Raw genomic sequence first — 14,852 nt, 5'->3', positions numbered from 1 at the left:
CGCAATCGCGGCTCTCTGTTGACGGCCCGGCCATGTCGCCGCCGGGCCACGCTCGTCACGGCGAACCGTGACGATGCGGACTTATTTCGCGCCCAGCGCCAGTTTGGCGACTTGCGGCGCAGGCTGGTAGCCCGGAATGACCTGTCCGTCGGCCAATACGATGGCCGGTGTGCCGTTCACGCCGATCGACTGACCGAGGGCGAACTGCTTGGAGACCGGGTTATCGCACTTGGCGGCCTTGATCTCCTTGCCGTCGACCATCTTGTCCATGGCCGACTTCTTGTCCTTGGAGCACCACACCGCCTGCAGCTGCTCATCGCCCGGCGAGCCCAGGCCCTGGCGCGGGAACGCCACGTAGCGCACTTCGATGCCGCGCTTGTTCAGCTCCGGCACTTCGGCGTGCAGCTTGTGGCAGTACGGGCAGGTGGTGTCGGTGAACACGGTGATGTGCGACTTGGTCTCGCCCACGGCCGGGTAGACCACGGTTTCGGCCACAGGGATCGCGTTGATCAGCTTGGAGATGCCCAGGCGCTCGGTCTTCTCGGTCAGGTTGACCGGCTTGCCGTCCTTGAGCTGGAACATGTAGCCCTGGACGATGTACTGGCCGTCGGCGCTGGCGTACAGCACGCGGCTGCCCTTGAGCTTGACCTCGTACAGGCCGGGCAGCGGGCTGGCGCTGATGGTGTCGACCGGCACGTCGAGCTGGAGGTTTTCCAGGCTTTGGCGAATGGCTTTCTCCGCCGCATCGTCGGCGACGGCAAAGGTGCTGGCCAACGCGAGGGCGGCGGCCGCGAAAATCTGGGTCAGACGCATGGGAACTCCTGAAGGCGGACAGATGGAACGGCCAGAACGCCCGTGCCGCGGCACCGGGTCATAACCGTTCATCGTACAAACCGCCAAAGCCTAACACATAAGGCCTCCGTGGCCGAATGCGCCTGTCGCAAGACGTCGGCCCGACCCGAAACCTGTGGCTTGGACAGCGACGGTGTCGACTGCACCGACGCCTTCGCGGGCAAGCCCGCTCCCACAGTGTCTGCGGCGCGCGCGCTGTGGGAGCCAGCCTGCTGGCGATGACGACCGCAGAAGGCCCCGGTCAACCCCGCGGGTGGTGCTTGGCGTGCAGGTCTTGCAGCCGCGCGCGGGCGACGTGGGTGTAGATCTGGGTCGTGGACAGGTCGCTGTGGCCGAGCAGCATCTGCACCACCCGCAGGTCCGCGCCGTGGTTGAGCAGATGGGTGGCGAAGGCGTGGCGCAGAGTGTGCGGCGACAGCGACTTGCCGATCCCGGCGACCTGGGCCTGGTGCTTGATCCGGTGCCAGAAGGTCTGGCGCGTCATCTGTTCGCCGCGCTGACTGGGGAACAGCACGTCGCTGGGGCGCCCGCCGAGCAAGTCGTTGCGGCCGTCGCGCAAGTAGCGCTCGACCCAGACGATGGCCTCCTCGCCCATCGGCACCAGACGCTCCTTGCTGCCCTTGCCCATCACCCGCAGCACACCCTGGCGCAGGTTGACCTGTTCCAGCGTCAGGCTGACCAGCTCGGTCACCCGCAAACCGCAGGCGTAGAGCACCTCCAGCATGGCGCGGTCGCGCTGGCCGATGGGTTCGCTCAAGTCCGGAGCGGCCAGCAGCGCCTCGACGTCGGCCTCCGACAGCGACTTGGGCAACGGCCTGCCCAATTGCGGCATGTCGACCCGCAGGGTCGGATCCACCGCGATCAGTTTCTCCCGCAGCAGATAACGGTAGAACCCCCGCACGCCGGAGAGAAAGCGCGCGGTGGAGCGAGGCTTGTAGTTCTGCTCCAGGCGCCAGGCCAGGTGATCGAGGATCAGCTCGCGACCGGCGTCGATCAGCTCCAGGCGCTGCTCCTGCAACCAACCGTTGAACAGCGCCAAATCGCTGCGGTACGCATCGCGGGTGTTGTCGGACAGGCCTTTTTCCAGCCACAGGGCGTCGAGGAACTGGTCAATCAGCGGATGGTCGATGGCTGGCATGGTGCGCGCAAATAAAGAGTGGTCGTCAAAAATGGCCGCTAGTCTTTCATAGCCCGCCCCTTCAAGGAACCGTCAAGCCCATGAACGGGCAGCGAAACGGGCAACCGCCGAGCCAGTCGGCTCAGTCGGCAAACCCCGGCAGCACCGGCACCGGCCGCTTGTCGTCATCGATGGCGACAAAACTGAATTGGCCATGGATCGCCTTCTCCCGGCTGTCGCAGCTCATGCTTTCGACAAACACCTCCACCTCGACCTTGAGGCTGGTGTTGCCGACCTTGACCACACGACCCACCAGCTCGACGATGGAGCCGGCCGGGATGGCATGATTGAAGTCGATGCGGTCGGTGGACACGGTCACCAGCGGCAGGCGGCAGAACCGGGTGGCGGCGATGAACGACACCTCGTCCATCCAGGCCAAGGCGGTGCCGCCGAACAGGGTGTTGTGGTGGTTGGTGGTCGGCGGGAAGACCGCCTTGGTCACGCGGGTCACGGAAAGCTCTGTGCGGCGTTCGATTTCTTGCTGGCGGGAAGTCATGGGTACGGCCTGGGATTGCGGGGTTGTGGATAAACGACAGGCAACAAAAAAGCAGCCCGTAGGCTGCTTTTTTCTGCATCGGAGACTGGATTAAGCCAGTTTTTCCTTGATGCGGGCTGCTTTACCCGACAGGTCGCGCAGGTAGTACAGCTTGGCTTTACGTACGTCACCGCGACGCTTGACAGCCATGCTGTCGATCTGCGGGGAGTAGGTCTGGAAAGTACGCTCTACGCCAACACCGTTGGAGATTTTGCGAACGGTGAACGCACTGTTCACGCCGCGGTTACGCTTGGCGATGACAACGCCTTCGAACGCCTGCAGACGGGAACGGTCGCCTTCCTTCACTTTAACCTGAACGACAACGGTGTCGCCCGGTGCAAAGGTAGGGATCTCTTTGGTCATCTGCTCTGCTTCGAGTGCAAGGATGATTTTGTTGGTCATGCTGTGCTCCTAAGGTAAATCGTCGGATCTACCATCGATACGTTGTTAACTATCGTCCCGCTCGCGGATGTATTCCTCGAGCAGCTTCTTCTCTTCTCCAGAAAGCGAGCGGCTTTCCAGAAGATCGGCGCGTCGTTCATAGGTCCGACCAAGGGACTGCTGCAAACGCCAACGCCGGATGTGCGCGTGATTGCCACTCAGCAACACGTCGGGAACACGCTGATCCGCATACACCTCCGGTCGGGTGTAGTGCGGGCAATCCAGCAGACCATCCGCAAAGGAATCCTCCTCGGCGGAATCCGCATGCCCTAAAGCTCCGGGCAGCAGTCGTGTAACCGCGTCGATCAGCACCATGGCCGGCAGCTCGCCGCCAGACAGTACATAGTCACCGATCGACCACTCTTCATCGACATGAGCTTCAATGAAACGCTCGTCGATGCCTTCGTAACGGCCGGCAATCAGGATCAATGCATCCTCTTTCGCCAGCTCGCGAACCGCCGGCTGAGTCAGCTGACGGCCTTGCGGAGACAGGTAGATCACCTTCGCCGCTTCCCCTGCCGCTGCCTTGGCCTGAACCAGGGCGTCTTCCAGGGGCTTGATCTTCATCACCATGCCCGGACCACCGCCAAACGGGCGATCGTCCACAGTGTGATGCCGATCCGTCGTGTAATCCCGCGGATTCCAGCAGGTCAGCTGCAACAGCTCCTGCTTGACCGCACGACTGGTGATGCCGTACTCACTGATGGCCGAGAACATCTCGGGGAACAACGTGATGACTTCTACGCGCAGGCTCGCCATCGCTTAGAAATCCGCGTCCCATTCCACCCTCATCACGCCTGCCTCAAGGTCGATGGCCAGCACGCATTGCTCCGTATAGGGCAACAACCGCTCGCGATCATCCAGGCTGCCTGCGCAGGGCTTGACCACCATTACATCGTTCGCGCCGGTCTCCAACAGGTGATCAACCTTGCCGAACAGCTGTTCGTCCTGGTTGATGACCTTCAGACCCACCAACTGGTACCAGTAGTACTCGTCGGCAGTCAGGTCGGGCAAAAGGCTTCGCGGGATGCAAATCTCGTAACCGCTCAGAAGACGGGCTTCATCACGATCGTCGAGGCCTTTGAGCTTGGCGACCAGATCCTTTTGAGTGGAACGGCCACTGACCAGCTCGACCTGTTTGACCACGCCTTCGCGCCGAAGCGTCCAGTTGCGGTAACCCAACAGGTTTTCAATCGGATCGGTAAAGGAAAAGACCTTCACCTCGCCGCGAACGCCGTGAACCGAAAAAATCTTGCCGACGACGATCAGGTCGTCCGCTTTTTCTGGCGTCGCGTTCATATTGCTCAGGCTGCAGCCTTGGCTTTTTCCTTCAGCAACTGAGCAACGCGCTCAGATGGCTGTGCGCCAACGCTCAGCCAGTAGTTCAGGCGTTCTTCGTTTACGGACAGACGAACTTCCTGACCACGGGCAACAGGGTTGAAGAAACCAACCTGCTCTTTGTGGGAACCGTCGCGCGGGTTGCGGCTGTCGGTTACGGTCAGGTGGTAAAACGGGCGCTTTTTGGAGCCGCCAAGGGCAAGACGGATTGTTAGCATGTGAACATCGTTCCTGTAGTCGGTGCTGCAAATCTAAATGCACAGCGGGCATGGGTGCCCGAAAGGCCGCATATTCTAAGGAATATCCGGACTTTTGCAAATGACTTTTTCCGGCGCCTGTGGCATGCCGTGCAGATTTGCGGTAGAGCCGTCGTTGAAAACGGCCGGTCGGCTCCCGCCGTATGCGGGTTTGCCGTGGATCCCGCGTCCTTGCGGGTTCAGCGCCGGTACGACGACCGGCGCGGATTCTTCAGAGCTTGGGCATGCCGCCGCCGGGCATCATGCCGCCCAGGCCGCGCATCATTTTCGCCATCCCGCCCTTGGCGGAGAACTTCTTCATCATCTTCTGCATCTGCTTGTGCTGCTTGATCAAGCGGCCGATGTCCTGCACCTGGGTGCCGGAACCCAAGGCGATCCGGCGCTTGCGCGAGCCGCTGATCAGCTCGGGGTCGCGACGCTCGGCCGGGGTCATGGAGTTGATGATGGCCTCCATCTGCTTGAACTGCTTCTCCGCCGCGTTCTGGGCGTTGCCCATCTGCGACAGGTTCACGCCGCCGATGTTCGGCAGCTTGTCCATGAGCCCGCCGAGGCCGCCCATGTTCTTCATCTGTTGCAGCTGGTCGCGGAAGTCTTCGAGGTCGAAGCCCTTGCCCTTCTTCAGCTTCTTGGCCAGCTTGTCGGCCTTTTCCTTGTCGAGGGTCTGCTCGGCCTGCTCGATCAGGCTGAGCACGTCGCCCATGCCGAGGATCCGCGAGGCGATCCGCTCAGGATGGAACGGCTCGAGCGCTTCGCTCTTCTCGCCCATGCCGATGAACTTGATCGGCTTGCCGGTGATCGAGCGCACCGACAGCGCGGCGCCGCCACGGGCGTCACCGTCAACCTTGGTCAGGATCACGCCGGTCAGCGGCAGCGCATCGCCGAAGGCCTTGGCCGTGTTGGCGGCGTCCTGGCCGGTCATGGCGTCGACCACGAACAGGGTCTCCACCGGCTTGACCGAGGCGTGCAGCGCCTTGATCTCGACCATCATCTCTTCGTCGATGTGCAGGCGGCCGGCGGTGTCGACGATGACCACGTCGATGTACTTGAGCTTCGCTTCCTTAATAGCCGCCTGGGCGATGTCGACCGGCTTCTGGCTCAGGTCGGACGGGAAGAACGTCACGCCGATGTCGTTGGCCAGGGTTTCCAGCTGCTTGATCGCGGCCGGGCGGTAGACGTCCGCCGACACGACCATCACCGACTTCTTCTTGCGCTCCTTGAGGAAGCGCGCCAGCTTGCCGGCGGTCGTGGTCTTGCCGGCGCCCTGCAGGCCGGCCATCAGCACCACGGCCGGCGGCACTGCGCTCAGGTTCAGGTCTTCGTTGGCCGCGCCCATCAGGCTTTCGAGCTCGGCCTGGACGATCTTCACGAACGCCTGGCCCGGCGTCAGGCTGCGCGACACCTCGGTGCCGACGGCGCGCTCCTTGACCGAATTGACGAAGTCCTTGACCACCGGCAGGGCGACGTCGGCTTCGAGCAACGCCATGCGCACTTCGCGCAGGGTGTCTTTGATGTTGTCCTCGGTCAGCTTCGCCTTGCCGGTGACATGGCGCAGCGTCTGCGAGAGACGGTCGGTTAGGTTTTCAAACATTGCGCGATCCTTTCAGGCCCTGTGTAGACCGGGATAATGGCGGCCCGAACCGGAATCAAACAGGTGGCCGGCGAGCCTGCGGCGTGGGCAGGCGGCGGATTATAGCGAAGACTGCGGCCGGCGGACACCTCGCCGTCGGGTCATGCGGTCTTTCGTGCCGTGGCCGATCTATGCCACACTCAGCGCCTTTCGGGCTTGCCTAACAGGACTTATGCTCCCCTTGTCACCCAGTTTGCTGACTACCCTCGCCGCCGCCCTTCTGTACGCCGCTGCGACCCTTTATCAGGGCACCCGCCTGGCCACCGGCGCCAAGGCCGACAAGCGCCGGCTGGTCACGCTCGGCGTGCTGGCCGTGCTGGCCCACGGCGCCAGCCTGCTCGCCCACCTGCTGACCCCGGTCGGCCTGGCCCTGGACTTCTTCAGCGCCTCGAGCCTGATCGCCGCCGCCGTCATCGCCCTGACCCTGCTGGCCTGCTCGCGGATCCCGGTGGAGAACCTGCTGGTGCTGCTGTTCCCCCTCGGCGCCGTCACGGTGCTGCTGGCCCAGTTCGCCCCGACCGGCACGGTGCAGGTGATCGACGAAGAGCCGGGCATCCTGGCCCACATCCTGCTGTCGATCCTCGCCTATGGCATGTTCACCATCGCGGTGTTCCAGGCCTTGCTGCTGCTGGTGCAGGACCATCAGCTCAAGCACAAGCACCCGTCCGGGCTGATCCGCAACTTCCCGCCGCTGCAGACCATGGAAAGCCTGCTGTTCGGCTTCCTGTGGGCCGGTTGGACGCTGCTGTCGCTGTCGCTGATCTCCGGCTGGCTGTTCGTCGAGAACCTGTTCGCCCAGCACCTGGTGCACAAGACTCTGCTGGCTTGCCTGGCCTGGATCGTGTTCAGCGTGCTGCTGTGGGGCCGCAACCGCCTGGGCTGGCGCGGCCACAAGGCGATCCGCTGGACCCTGGCCGGTTTCTGCCTGCTGATGCTTGCGTACTTCGGCAGCAAACTGGTCCGCGAATACATCCTGCACATCTGACGGGCGACATAAATGGACGGTTTGCCCATAGGGCCTATGATCGCGGCGTTCATCCTGCTGATTCTGTGGTCGGGCCTGTTCACCGCCGTCGAAACCGCACAGCAGCACCTGCTGGCGCAGCGCACCGCGTCCCGCGCCAGCGACAAGCCGCTGGCCAGACTCGCATTTCCGCTCGACAGCCTGATCTTCTGCAACACCCTGTGCCGAACCCTGGCCGTGGTGCTGGCGACGCTGCTGGCGATCTTTCTCTGCGCAGAGAACGGCCCCTGGGCGGCGAGCCTCGGCGCCGTCGCGGCGCTGCTGATCTTCGCCGACCACTTCCCGCGCACCCTTGCCCGCCGCTACCCCGACGCCGTGCTGTCGTTCGGCAACGCGCTGCTGCCGGTGCCGCTGAAGATCGTCTACCCACTCGCCTGGCTGTTCGCCGCCGCCAGCCGGTTGCTGATGCGGCCGCTGGAACGCAAGGCCCAGGTCGTGCAGCAGAGCGAGGACGACACCCCGGCGGACCGCGAGGCCACAGACCACCCCGCCGGCCGGCCCCACCCGGTCGCGGGCATCCACGCGCTGGACAACATCACCGTCAATGACATCCTGGTGCCCCGCAGTGACGTCGACGGCATCAACCTCGACGACTCGATCGAGGAGATCACCGAGCAACTGCGCCACAACAAACGCACCCGCCTGCCGGTGTTCCACAGCGACATCAACCAGGTGGAAGCGGTGCTCAACACCCGGCAGATCCGCCACTTGCTGGACAACGGCCAACTGACCCGCGACGCCCTGCTGGCCGCCAGCTACGAGCCGTACTTCGTGCCGGAAAGCACCCCGCTGCAACTGCAGTTGCTGAACTTCCACAAGCAGCAGCGGCGCCTGGGCATGGTGGTGGACGAGTACGGCGAAGTGCTCGGCATCGTCACCCTGGAAGACATCCTGGAAGAGATCGTCGGCGAATTCGAAAGCGAGCACAGCCTCGACAACCCGCACATCCACCCCCAGGCCGACGGACGGATGGTGATCGACGGCGCCGCCTCGATCCGCGAACTGAACAAGTGCCTGGGCTGGCACCTGCCGAGCGACGGGCCGCGCACCCTCAACGGCCTGGTGACCGAAGCCCTGGAAAGCATCCCGGAAAGCGCGGTGTGCCTGAAGATCGGCCGCTACCGGCTGGAGATCCTCGAAACCGAGGAAAACCGGGTGAGCAAGGTGCTGATCTGGCACACCAGCTCGGCAACGGCGCCGGTCTGACCACCACAGGGGCCAGACGTCCTTCAGGATCTTGTCCTCTTGTTTGATCGTTAGCCGGCTTCCTATAATCGGGGCGCTTACCCAGCCCCGCCGAACCGCGCGCCTACCCGGCAACCGACAGGTTCCGGCCTGACCACCGGCAATGTCCGCACCACACCGACGACTGTTCCTACCTGAAACAGCGCTCGCGCCCCATCCCACATCCCTGGGTGTTCGACCATAATAATTCGCTCCAATGGAGCTCATGACTGTCAGGGATCACCGCATGACGACCCATACCGCTTACCGCGAAACCGACGCCGCCCAGCCGGCCAACTCAACCGCCCGCGTGGCCACGGCGAGCTTCATCGGCACCGCCATCGAGTTCTACGACTTCTATGTCTACGCCACCGCCGCCGCGCTGGTGATCGGACCGGTGTTCTTTCCGCAGACCTCCGGCACGGCGCAGATGCTGTCGGCCTTCCTCACCTTCGGTATCGCGTTCCTCGCTCGCCCCCTGGGCTCGGCGCTGTTCGGCCATTTCGGCGACCGCATCGGGCGCAAGTCGACGCTGGTGGCCTCGCTGCTGCTGATGGGCGTGTGCACCACCCTGATCGGCGTGCTGCCGGGCTACGACAGCATCGGGGCCTGGGCGCCGATCCTGCTCTGCGTGCTGCGTTTCGGCCAGGGGCTGGGATTGGGCGGCGAATGGGGCGGCGCGGCGCTGCTGGCCACCGAAAACGCGCCGAAGGGCAAACGGGCATGGTTCGGCATGTTTCCGCAGCTTGGCCCTTCCATCGGGTTTCTGGCGGCCAACGGCCTGTTCCTGGCGCTGGCCATGGGCCTGAGCGACGAACAGTTCCGCAGCTGGGGCTGGCGGATCCCGTTCTTGCTCAGCGCGGCGCTGGTGATGGTCGGCCTCTACGTGCGCCTCAGGCTCCATGAAACCCCGGTGTTCGCCAACGCCATCGCCCGCCAGGAGCGGGTCAAGGTGCCGCTGGTCGAGCTGTTCAGCCAATACTGGGCCCCGACCCTGCTGGGGGCGGCGGCCATGGTGGTGTGCTACGCGCTGTTCTACATCTCGACGGTGTTTTCCCTGAGCTACGGGGTATCCACCCTCGGCTACAGCCGCGAAACATTCCTCGGGCTGCTGTGCTTCGCGGTGCTGTTCATGGCGGCGGCGACACCGTTGTCGGCCTGGGCGAGCGACCGCTACGGGCGCAAACCGGTGCTGGTCGGCGGCGGGGTGCTGGCGATCCTGTCCGGCTTCCTGATGGAGCCGCTGCTGACCCAGGGCTCGACGGCGGGCGTGGCGCTGTTCCTGTGCATCGAGCTGTTCCTGATGGGCGTGACGTTCGCCCCGATGGGCGCGTTGCTGCCGGAGCTGTTTCCGACCCATGTGCGGTACACGGGGGCCTCGGCGGCGTACAACCTGGGCGGCATCGTCGGAGCCTCGGCGGCGCCCTTCTTTGCCCAGAAACTGGTGGCGATGGGGGGATTGGGTTACGTCGGCGGGTATGTGTCGGGGGCGGCGGTGCTGAGCTTGATCGCCGTGCTGTGCCTGAAGGAAACGCGCCACAACGACCTGAATCAGGTTGCCTGACAGAAGATCAAAAGCATCGCGGGCAAGCCCGCTCCCACAGTGCCGGTGTCGTACACAAAAGCTGTGAACACCGCTTGACCTGTGGGAGCGGGCTTGCCCGCGATAGGCGAGCCTCGGTTTACAGCTCGACCACAACAGCCTTGGACGCGCGGGTCGCCTTGGCGCGGGCCGCCTCGATCGACTCGTCACGGGCCAAGGCCACGCCCATGCGGCGCTGGCCGTTGACTTCCGGCTTGCCGAACAGGCGCAGCGCGGTGTCCGGCTCGTTCAGGGCGGCGCCGAGGTTGGCGAAGGCGGTCTGGGTCGACTGGCCTTCCACCAGGATCACCGCCGACGCCGACGGGCCGAACTGACGGATCAGCGGCACCGGCAGGCCGAGGATCGCCCGGGCGTGCAGGGCGAACTGGGACAGATCCTGGGAAATCAGCGTCACCAAACCGGTGTCGTGCGGACGAGGCGACACTTCGCTGAACCACACCTGATCACCCTTGATGAACAGCTCGACGCCGAACAGGCCGCGGCCGCCCAGGGCCTCGGTCACCGCCTTGGCCACACGCTCGGACTCCGCCAGCGCCACCGGGCTCATGGCCTGCGGCTGCCAGGACTCCTGGTAGTCGCCCTTCTCCTGACGGTGGCCGACCGGCGCGCAGAATGTGGTGCCGCCGACGTGGCGCACGGTCAGCAGGGTGATTTCGTAGTCGAAGTCGATGAAGCCCTCGATGATCACACGGCCCTTGCCGGCACGGCCGCCCTCTTGGGCGTAGTCCCAGGCCTTCTGCACGTCATCGGCGCTGCGCAGCAGGCTCTGGCCCTTGCCGGAAGAACTCATCACCGGTTTGACGACGCACGGGAAGCCCAGATCCTGTACCGCCTTGCTGTAGTCCTCGAAGGTATCGGCGAAATGGTACGGCGAGGTCGGTAGATCCAGCTCTTCGGCGGCCAGGCGACGGATGCCTTCGCGGTTCATCGTCAGTTGCGCCGCGCGGGCGGTCGGGATCACGGTGAAGCCTTCGGCTTCCAGTTCGACCAGGGTGGCGGTGGCGATGGCTTCGATTTCCGGCACGATGAAATGCGGCTTTTCGGCCTCGATCACCGCACGCAGGGCGGCGCCGTCGAGCATGTTGATCACGTGGCTGCGATGGGCGACCTGCATGGCCGGCGCATCGGCATAGCGGTCAACGGCAATCACCTCGACACCCAGGCGTTGCAGCTCGATCACCACCTCCTTGCCCAACTCACCACAGCCACACAGCAATACGCGGGTCGCGGTCGGCGACAATGGCGTTCCGATACGGGTCATCTCAGGTCCTCAAAGCAGCGGATCGTCGAGGGTCGCGGCCAAAGGCGCACTTCCCATGGGGAGAAAGCGCGGCATTTTACATGAACCGAAGGCTTTGGCTTCAGCCGGCGACAGCCTGTTTGCGCTCGCGCCAGGCCATGATCAGCCAGACCGCCGTGACGCCGGCGAACTTGGAGGCCAACGCGGTGATGATCACCGGCGGGGTCAGCGCGTCGATCATGCCGAAGAAGATGAACGTATCGAGGGGAATGCTCAGGGCCGAACTGATCCACAGGCGATCGCGCAGCGGGCGCTTGGTGATGCTGAATACCAGCCAGTCGATGCACTCGGACACCGCGAACGCCGTGGCGCTGGCCAGCGCGATGGACGGATCGGACGTGACATAGGACAGCACCAGCGCCGCCAGCATCGCCACGATCGCGCCGTGGCCGTAGCGGGTCTGCACCATGTCCCGCAGCACGAACACCAGCCCGCCCCAGGCCGACCAGATGATGTCCAGGTGCGGCGCGGTGGAGAACGCGAAGTTGATGAGCACGACGCTGCTGATGTAGGCGATGAGAAAGAGCATGGGGGGCGACCTGTCGGATTGGCGCACAGGGTACTTCAGGCCGGGCACCGGGCCAAGGGAGCGGGCGCCATCGCCAGCAGGCTGGCTCCCACACCAATGGGCAACACGGATCCACTATGGGAGCCAGCCTGCTGGCGATGGCCGCGCTTCAGTGTTCCGGTTTGCCGCCCAACATCCAGATCAACCCGCTGGCCTTCGCCCGCTCATGGCACAACCCGAGCACCACCCGCCGCTCGTCGTTGCTCATGCGGCTCCAGCGGGTGATTTCCTCCACCGTGCGCTGGCAGCCGGTGCAGATGTCGTCATCGTCCAGCGCGCAGATGCTCACGCAGGGCGACGCCACCGGACGTTCTGGGGTGGTCATTCTTCCTGCTCGGCCAGGTCGCGCGCATAACGCTGCGAGTTGTGCACATAGTGCGCGGCGCTGGCTTCGAGCATTTTCTTCTGCGGTTCGGTCAGCTCGCGCACGACCTTGCCCGGCGAGCCCATCACCAACGAACCGTCCGGGATCTCCTTGCCCTCGCCGATCAGCGAGTTGGCGCCGATGATGCAGTGCTTGCCGATCTTCGCGCCGTTGAGGATCACCGCGTTGATGCCGATCAGGCTGTAGTCGCCGACGGTGCAGCCATGGAGCATGGCGTTGTGGCCGATGGTCACGCCGGTGCCGACGGTCAGCGGGTAGCCCATGTCGGTGTGCATCACCGTGCCGTCCTGGACGTTGCTGTTCTTGCCGATCAGGATCAGTTCGTTGTCGCCGCGCAGCACGGCGTTGAACCAGACGTTGGCGCCCTCTTCCAGCTTGACCTTGCCCACCAGCACGGCATTGGGGGCGACCCAGCTCTGCGGATGGGTGTCGACGCGGGCGTCGCCCAGGCGGTATTTCATCGTGTTTTCCTCGGGGCTCACGGTGGCGGCCATTCGAACGATGGCTTCAGGTGTTGATAAAGCTTTTGGGCGGTCGGTGCAGGCTGATCTTGGCGTCATACAGCAGATTGATCAACTCGACGATCATGATCGCCGTCAGCCCCCAGATCTTGAACCCACCGTAACGGTAGCTCGGCACGTACCAACTGCGGCCCTGATAATCGATGCGGTGGGTGTGTTCGCGCGGGTCTTCGCGAAAGAACGCCAGCGGCACGCTGAACACGGCGGCGATCTCGGCGTCGTTGGCCTGATACTCGACGAAGTCGGGAATCACCCCGACGTACGGCGTGACCTTGATGCCGTGCAGGGAGATCAACGGGCTGAGCGGCCCGATCACTTCGACCAACCCCGGCGCCAGGCCGATTTCCTCTTCGGCCTCACGCAACGCCGTGAACACCAGGTCCGGATCCTCCGGGTCGCGCCGGCCGCCGGGGAAGGCGACCTCGCCGCCATGGGTCGAGAGCCCGCTGGCGCGCAGGGTGAGGACAAGTTCCGGTTCGTCGTTGCGCGTGATCGGCACCAGGACGGCGGCCTCGGGGAAACGCTTGTCGGTCTCCAGCGTGCGCGGCGTGTGATTGCTGACCCGGTGCAGCAGCTCATCCAGCATAAGTGTTCTCGATCTGTGCCTTACGCTGCATCATGCACCAATCGCCGCAGCCGCCCAACCCCTGGAACGGCGCCATGTCGCGAAACGGCAACTTGCCGTCTGCCACCGCCGCACGCCAAGATAGGCGCAGCCTTCAGGAACCCCAGCATGAAATTTTGCAGCCAGTGCGGCAACCCGGTGACCCAACGCATTCCCGAAGGCGATTCGCGCCTGCGGTTCGTCTGCGACAGCTGTCAGACCGTTCACTACCAGAACCCCAACATCGTCGCCGGCTGCGTGCCGACCTGGGGCACGAAAGTGCTGCTGTGCCGCCGCGCCATCGAGCCGCGCCTGGGCTACTGGACGCTGCCGGCCGGCTTCATGGAGAACGGCGAGACCCTCGAACAGGCCGCCATGCGCGAAACCGCCGAGGAAGCCTGCGCCCGCGTGCGCAACTTGAGCATCTACACCTTGATCGACGTGCCGCACATCAGCCAGGTGCACGTGTTCTTCCGCGCCGAACTGGCGGACCTGGACTTCGCCGCCGGCCCCGAGAGCCTGGAGGTGCAACTGTTCGACGAAGCGGACATTCCATGGGACGAGCTGGCTTTCCGCACCGTGGGCCGTACCTTAGAATGCTTCTTCGCCGACCGGCGCACCGAGGCCTACCCGGTACGCTCAGAGTCGATCCCGCCGCTCGTTCAGCCGGCCATCACTTGATTTGCGCGCACTCCGGCCGATAACCCGTGTACGCAGCCCGCGACGGCGACTGCACGGCATCTATAAATAAAGTATCTGCTTCATTTTTGGGGAATCGTTTCAATGCGCTGGTTGCTTGCCCTGTTCTGCCTGTCGTTCGTCACCGTCTCCCAGGCGTCATTCGTGACCACCGTGACACCGTCCAACACGCCGTTGATCGAAAAGGTGCTGGTGCTCAAATCGGCCCATCAACTGCAGCTGATCGCCGACGGCAAGCCACTCAAGAGCTACCGCATCTCCTTGGGCAAAGGCGCGAAAAAAGGCCCGAAGCTGATTGAAGGCGACAAACGCACGCCAGAAGGCTTCTATTGGATCGACTGGCGCAAGACCAGCGACAAATTCAACCTGTCGATGCACATCTCCTACCCGAACATCAGCGACTCGGCCCGCGCCCGCCGCGAAGGCGTCGAGCCCGGCGGGATGATCATGATCCACGGCACGCCGGACTCCGCCGAGAACCCGGAGAACCTGTTCCACACCCTCGACTGGACCGACGGCTGCATCGCCATGCGCAACGTCGACATGCGTGAGGTCTGGAACCTGGTGCCGGACGGCACGATGATCGAAATCCGCCCCTGACCTGCGGCGAGGGCGCTTGCTCCCTCGCCGCAGGCGCATGACCGCCGGTCGCAAACCCACCCGCCCCTGTCAGATCTGACAGTAGCCACCGCTCCCC

At 64.1% G+C, this 14,852-nt stretch carries 18 protein-coding genes; 5 read left to right on the top strand and 13 right to left on the bottom strand.

Features of this window, described 5'->3' with window-relative positions:
- Window positions 1-81: 81 nt before the first annotated feature.
- From dsbC to ffh, 8 genes are all read right to left on the bottom strand, one after another.
- Window positions 82-813: a bifunctional protein-disulfide isomerase/oxidoreductase DsbC gene (gene dsbC / locus CAG31_RS11995; protein WP_085581245.1), complete on the bottom strand. Its 732-nt coding sequence runs from the start codon at window positions 811-813 to the stop codon at window positions 82-84.
- A 280-nt stretch (window positions 814-1,093) separates the two neighbouring features.
- Entirely contained in the window at window positions 1,094-1,990 is an 897-nt protein-coding gene (gene xerD / locus CAG31_RS11990; RefSeq protein WP_085581243.1) for a site-specific tyrosine recombinase XerD, read from the bottom strand.
- A gap of 121 nt (window positions 1,991-2,111) precedes the next feature.
- On the bottom strand, window positions 2,112-2,525 hold the full coding sequence (locus CAG31_RS11985) for an acyl-CoA thioesterase (protein WP_085581241.1): 414 nt from the start codon (window positions 2,523-2,525) through the stop codon (window positions 2,112-2,114).
- A gap of 90 nt (window positions 2,526-2,615) precedes the next feature.
- Window positions 2,616-2,966: a 50S ribosomal protein L19 gene (gene rplS / locus CAG31_RS11980; RefSeq protein WP_063322826.1), complete on the bottom strand. Its 351-nt coding sequence runs from the start codon at window positions 2,964-2,966 to the stop codon at window positions 2,616-2,618.
- 45 nt (window positions 2,967-3,011) lie between these two features.
- The gene (gene trmD, locus CAG31_RS11975; RefSeq protein WP_085581239.1) at window positions 3,012-3,764 is read right to left on the bottom strand and encodes a tRNA (guanosine(37)-N1)-methyltransferase TrmD; all 753 of its coding nucleotides are present in this window, start codon (window positions 3,762-3,764) and stop codon (window positions 3,012-3,014) included.
- A 3-nt stretch (window positions 3,765-3,767) separates the two neighbouring features.
- Window positions 3,768-4,304: a ribosome maturation factor RimM gene (rimM, locus tag CAG31_RS11970; protein WP_085581237.1), complete on the bottom strand. Its 537-nt coding sequence runs from the start codon at window positions 4,302-4,304 to the stop codon at window positions 3,768-3,770.
- 5 nt (window positions 4,305-4,309) lie between these two features.
- The gene (gene rpsP / locus CAG31_RS11965) at window positions 4,310-4,561 is read right to left on the bottom strand and encodes a 30S ribosomal protein S16 (RefSeq protein WP_085581235.1); all 252 of its coding nucleotides are present in this window, start codon (window positions 4,559-4,561) and stop codon (window positions 4,310-4,312) included.
- A 250-nt stretch (window positions 4,562-4,811) separates the two neighbouring features.
- On the bottom strand, window positions 4,812-6,188 hold the full coding sequence (ffh, locus tag CAG31_RS11960) for a signal recognition particle protein (protein ID WP_085581233.1): 1,377 nt from the start codon (window positions 6,186-6,188) through the stop codon (window positions 4,812-4,814).
- A 211-nt stretch (window positions 6,189-6,399) separates the two neighbouring features.
- Between ffh and CAG31_RS11955 the strand changes: the two genes are divergently transcribed.
- The 3 genes from CAG31_RS11955 to CAG31_RS11945 all read left to right on the top strand — a co-directional run bounded on the left by CAG31_RS11955 (window position 6,400) and on the right by CAG31_RS11945 (window position 10,039).
- Entirely contained in the window at window positions 6,400-7,212 is an 813-nt protein-coding gene (locus tag CAG31_RS11955) for an inner membrane protein YpjD (RefSeq protein WP_085581231.1), read from the top strand.
- A gap of 12 nt (window positions 7,213-7,224) precedes the next feature.
- Window positions 7,225-8,457: a transporter associated domain-containing protein gene (locus CAG31_RS11950; protein WP_085581229.1), complete on the top strand. Its 1,233-nt coding sequence runs from the start codon at window positions 7,225-7,227 to the stop codon at window positions 8,455-8,457.
- Between the two features lie 265 nt (window positions 8,458-8,722).
- Complete coding sequence (locus tag CAG31_RS11945) at window positions 8,723-10,039, top strand: MFS transporter (RefSeq protein WP_085581227.1); 1,317 nt, start codon at window positions 8,723-8,725, stop codon at window positions 10,037-10,039.
- A gap of 118 nt (window positions 10,040-10,157) precedes the next feature.
- On the opposite strand, the gene purT is transcribed toward CAG31_RS11945, so the two are convergent.
- From purT to CAG31_RS11920, 5 genes are all read right to left on the bottom strand, one after another.
- Window positions 10,158-11,339 carry a formate-dependent phosphoribosylglycinamide formyltransferase gene (purT, locus tag CAG31_RS11940; RefSeq protein ID WP_085581225.1) on the bottom strand — a complete coding sequence of 394 codons (1,182 nt, stop codon included), beginning with the start codon at window positions 11,337-11,339 and terminating at the stop codon, window positions 10,158-10,160.
- 100 nt (window positions 11,340-11,439) lie between these two features.
- Window positions 11,440-11,907, bottom strand: coding sequence for a VUT family protein (locus tag CAG31_RS11935; protein ID WP_085581223.1), 468 nt, complete (start codon window positions 11,905-11,907; stop codon window positions 11,440-11,442).
- 148 nt (window positions 11,908-12,055) lie between these two features.
- The gene (locus tag CAG31_RS11930) at window positions 12,056-12,271 is read right to left on the bottom strand and encodes a DUF1289 domain-containing protein (RefSeq protein ID WP_085581221.1); all 216 of its coding nucleotides are present in this window, start codon (window positions 12,269-12,271) and stop codon (window positions 12,056-12,058) included.
- Complete coding sequence (locus CAG31_RS11925) at window positions 12,268-12,792, bottom strand: gamma carbonic anhydrase family protein (protein WP_085581751.1); 525 nt, start codon at window positions 12,790-12,792, stop codon at window positions 12,268-12,270. The genes CAG31_RS11930 and CAG31_RS11925 overlap by 4 nt, the downstream gene beginning before the upstream one ends.
- A gap of 46 nt (window positions 12,793-12,838) precedes the next feature.
- Window positions 12,839-13,438 carry a CoA pyrophosphatase gene (locus CAG31_RS11920; RefSeq protein ID WP_085581219.1) on the bottom strand — a complete coding sequence of 200 codons (600 nt, stop codon included), beginning with the start codon at window positions 13,436-13,438 and terminating at the stop codon, window positions 12,839-12,841.
- A 147-nt stretch (window positions 13,439-13,585) separates the two neighbouring features.
- On the opposite strand from CAG31_RS11920, the gene CAG31_RS11915 reads away from it, so the two are divergent.
- Both CAG31_RS11915 and CAG31_RS11910 read left to right on the top strand, forming a co-directional pair.
- Window positions 13,586-14,137: an NUDIX hydrolase gene (locus tag CAG31_RS11915; RefSeq protein WP_085581217.1), complete on the top strand. Its 552-nt coding sequence runs from the start codon at window positions 13,586-13,588 to the stop codon at window positions 14,135-14,137.
- A 102-nt stretch (window positions 14,138-14,239) separates the two neighbouring features.
- Window positions 14,240-14,755, top strand: coding sequence for a murein L,D-transpeptidase family protein (locus CAG31_RS11910; protein ID WP_085581215.1), 516 nt, complete (start codon window positions 14,240-14,242; stop codon window positions 14,753-14,755).
- Window positions 14,756-14,852 lie beyond the last annotated feature (97 nt).

Source organism: Pseudomonas sp. R25(2017), from assembly GCF_002112565.1.
In the GTDB taxonomy this organism is placed as follows: Bacteria; Pseudomonadota; Gammaproteobacteria; order Pseudomonadales; family Pseudomonadaceae; genus Aquipseudomonas; species Aquipseudomonas ekonensis.
This window is presented reverse-complemented; position numbering and strand designations above follow the sequence as displayed.

Bases quoted from the DNA above. Each gene is read 5' to 3' on its own strand.
- dsbC (WP_085581245.1), bottom strand. From the start codon at position 813: ATGCGTCTGACCCAGATTTTCGCGGCCGCCGCCCTCGCGTTGGCCAGC.
- xerD (WP_085581243.1), bottom strand. From the start codon at position 1,990: ATGCCAGCCATCGACCATCCGCTGATTGACCAGTTCCTCGACGCCCTG.
- CAG31_RS11985 (WP_085581241.1), bottom strand. From the start codon at position 2,525: ATGACTTCCCGCCAGCAAGAAATCGAACGCCGCACAGAGCTTTCCGTG.
- rplS (WP_063322826.1), bottom strand. From the start codon at position 2,966: ATGACCAACAAAATCATCCTTGCACTCGAAGCAGAGCAGATGACCAAA.
- trmD (WP_085581239.1), bottom strand. From the start codon at position 3,764: ATGGCGAGCCTGCGCGTAGAAGTCATCACGTTGTTCCCCGAGATGTTC.
- rimM (WP_085581237.1), bottom strand. From the start codon at position 4,304: ATGAACGCGACGCCAGAAAAAGCGGACGACCTGATCGTCGTCGGCAAG.
- rpsP (WP_085581235.1), bottom strand. From the start codon at position 4,561: ATGCTAACAATCCGTCTTGCCCTTGGCGGCTCCAAAAAGCGCCCGTTT.
- ffh (WP_085581233.1), bottom strand. From the start codon at position 6,188: ATGTTTGAAAACCTAACCGACCGTCTCTCGCAGACGCTGCGCCATGTC.
- CAG31_RS11955 (WP_085581231.1), top strand. From the start codon at position 6,400: ATGCTCCCCTTGTCACCCAGTTTGCTGACTACCCTCGCCGCCGCCCTT.
- CAG31_RS11950 (WP_085581229.1), top strand. From the start codon at position 7,225: ATGGACGGTTTGCCCATAGGGCCTATGATCGCGGCGTTCATCCTGCTG.
- CAG31_RS11945 (WP_085581227.1), top strand. From the start codon at position 8,723: ATGACGACCCATACCGCTTACCGCGAAACCGACGCCGCCCAGCCGGCC.
- purT (WP_085581225.1), bottom strand. From the start codon at position 11,339: ATGACCCGTATCGGAACGCCATTGTCGCCGACCGCGACCCGCGTATTG.
- CAG31_RS11935 (WP_085581223.1), bottom strand. From the start codon at position 11,907: ATGCTCTTTCTCATCGCCTACATCAGCAGCGTCGTGCTCATCAACTTC.
- CAG31_RS11930 (WP_085581221.1), bottom strand. From the start codon at position 12,271: ATGACCACCCCAGAACGTCCGGTGGCGTCGCCCTGCGTGAGCATCTGC.
- CAG31_RS11925 (WP_085581751.1), bottom strand. From the start codon at position 12,792: ATGAAATACCGCCTGGGCGACGCCCGCGTCGACACCCATCCGCAGAGC.
- CAG31_RS11920 (WP_085581219.1), bottom strand. From the start codon at position 13,438: ATGCTGGATGAGCTGCTGCACCGGGTCAGCAATCACACGCCGCGCACG.
- CAG31_RS11915 (WP_085581217.1), top strand. From the start codon at position 13,586: ATGAAATTTTGCAGCCAGTGCGGCAACCCGGTGACCCAACGCATTCCC.
- CAG31_RS11910 (WP_085581215.1), top strand. From the start codon at position 14,240: ATGCGCTGGTTGCTTGCCCTGTTCTGCCTGTCGTTCGTCACCGTCTCC.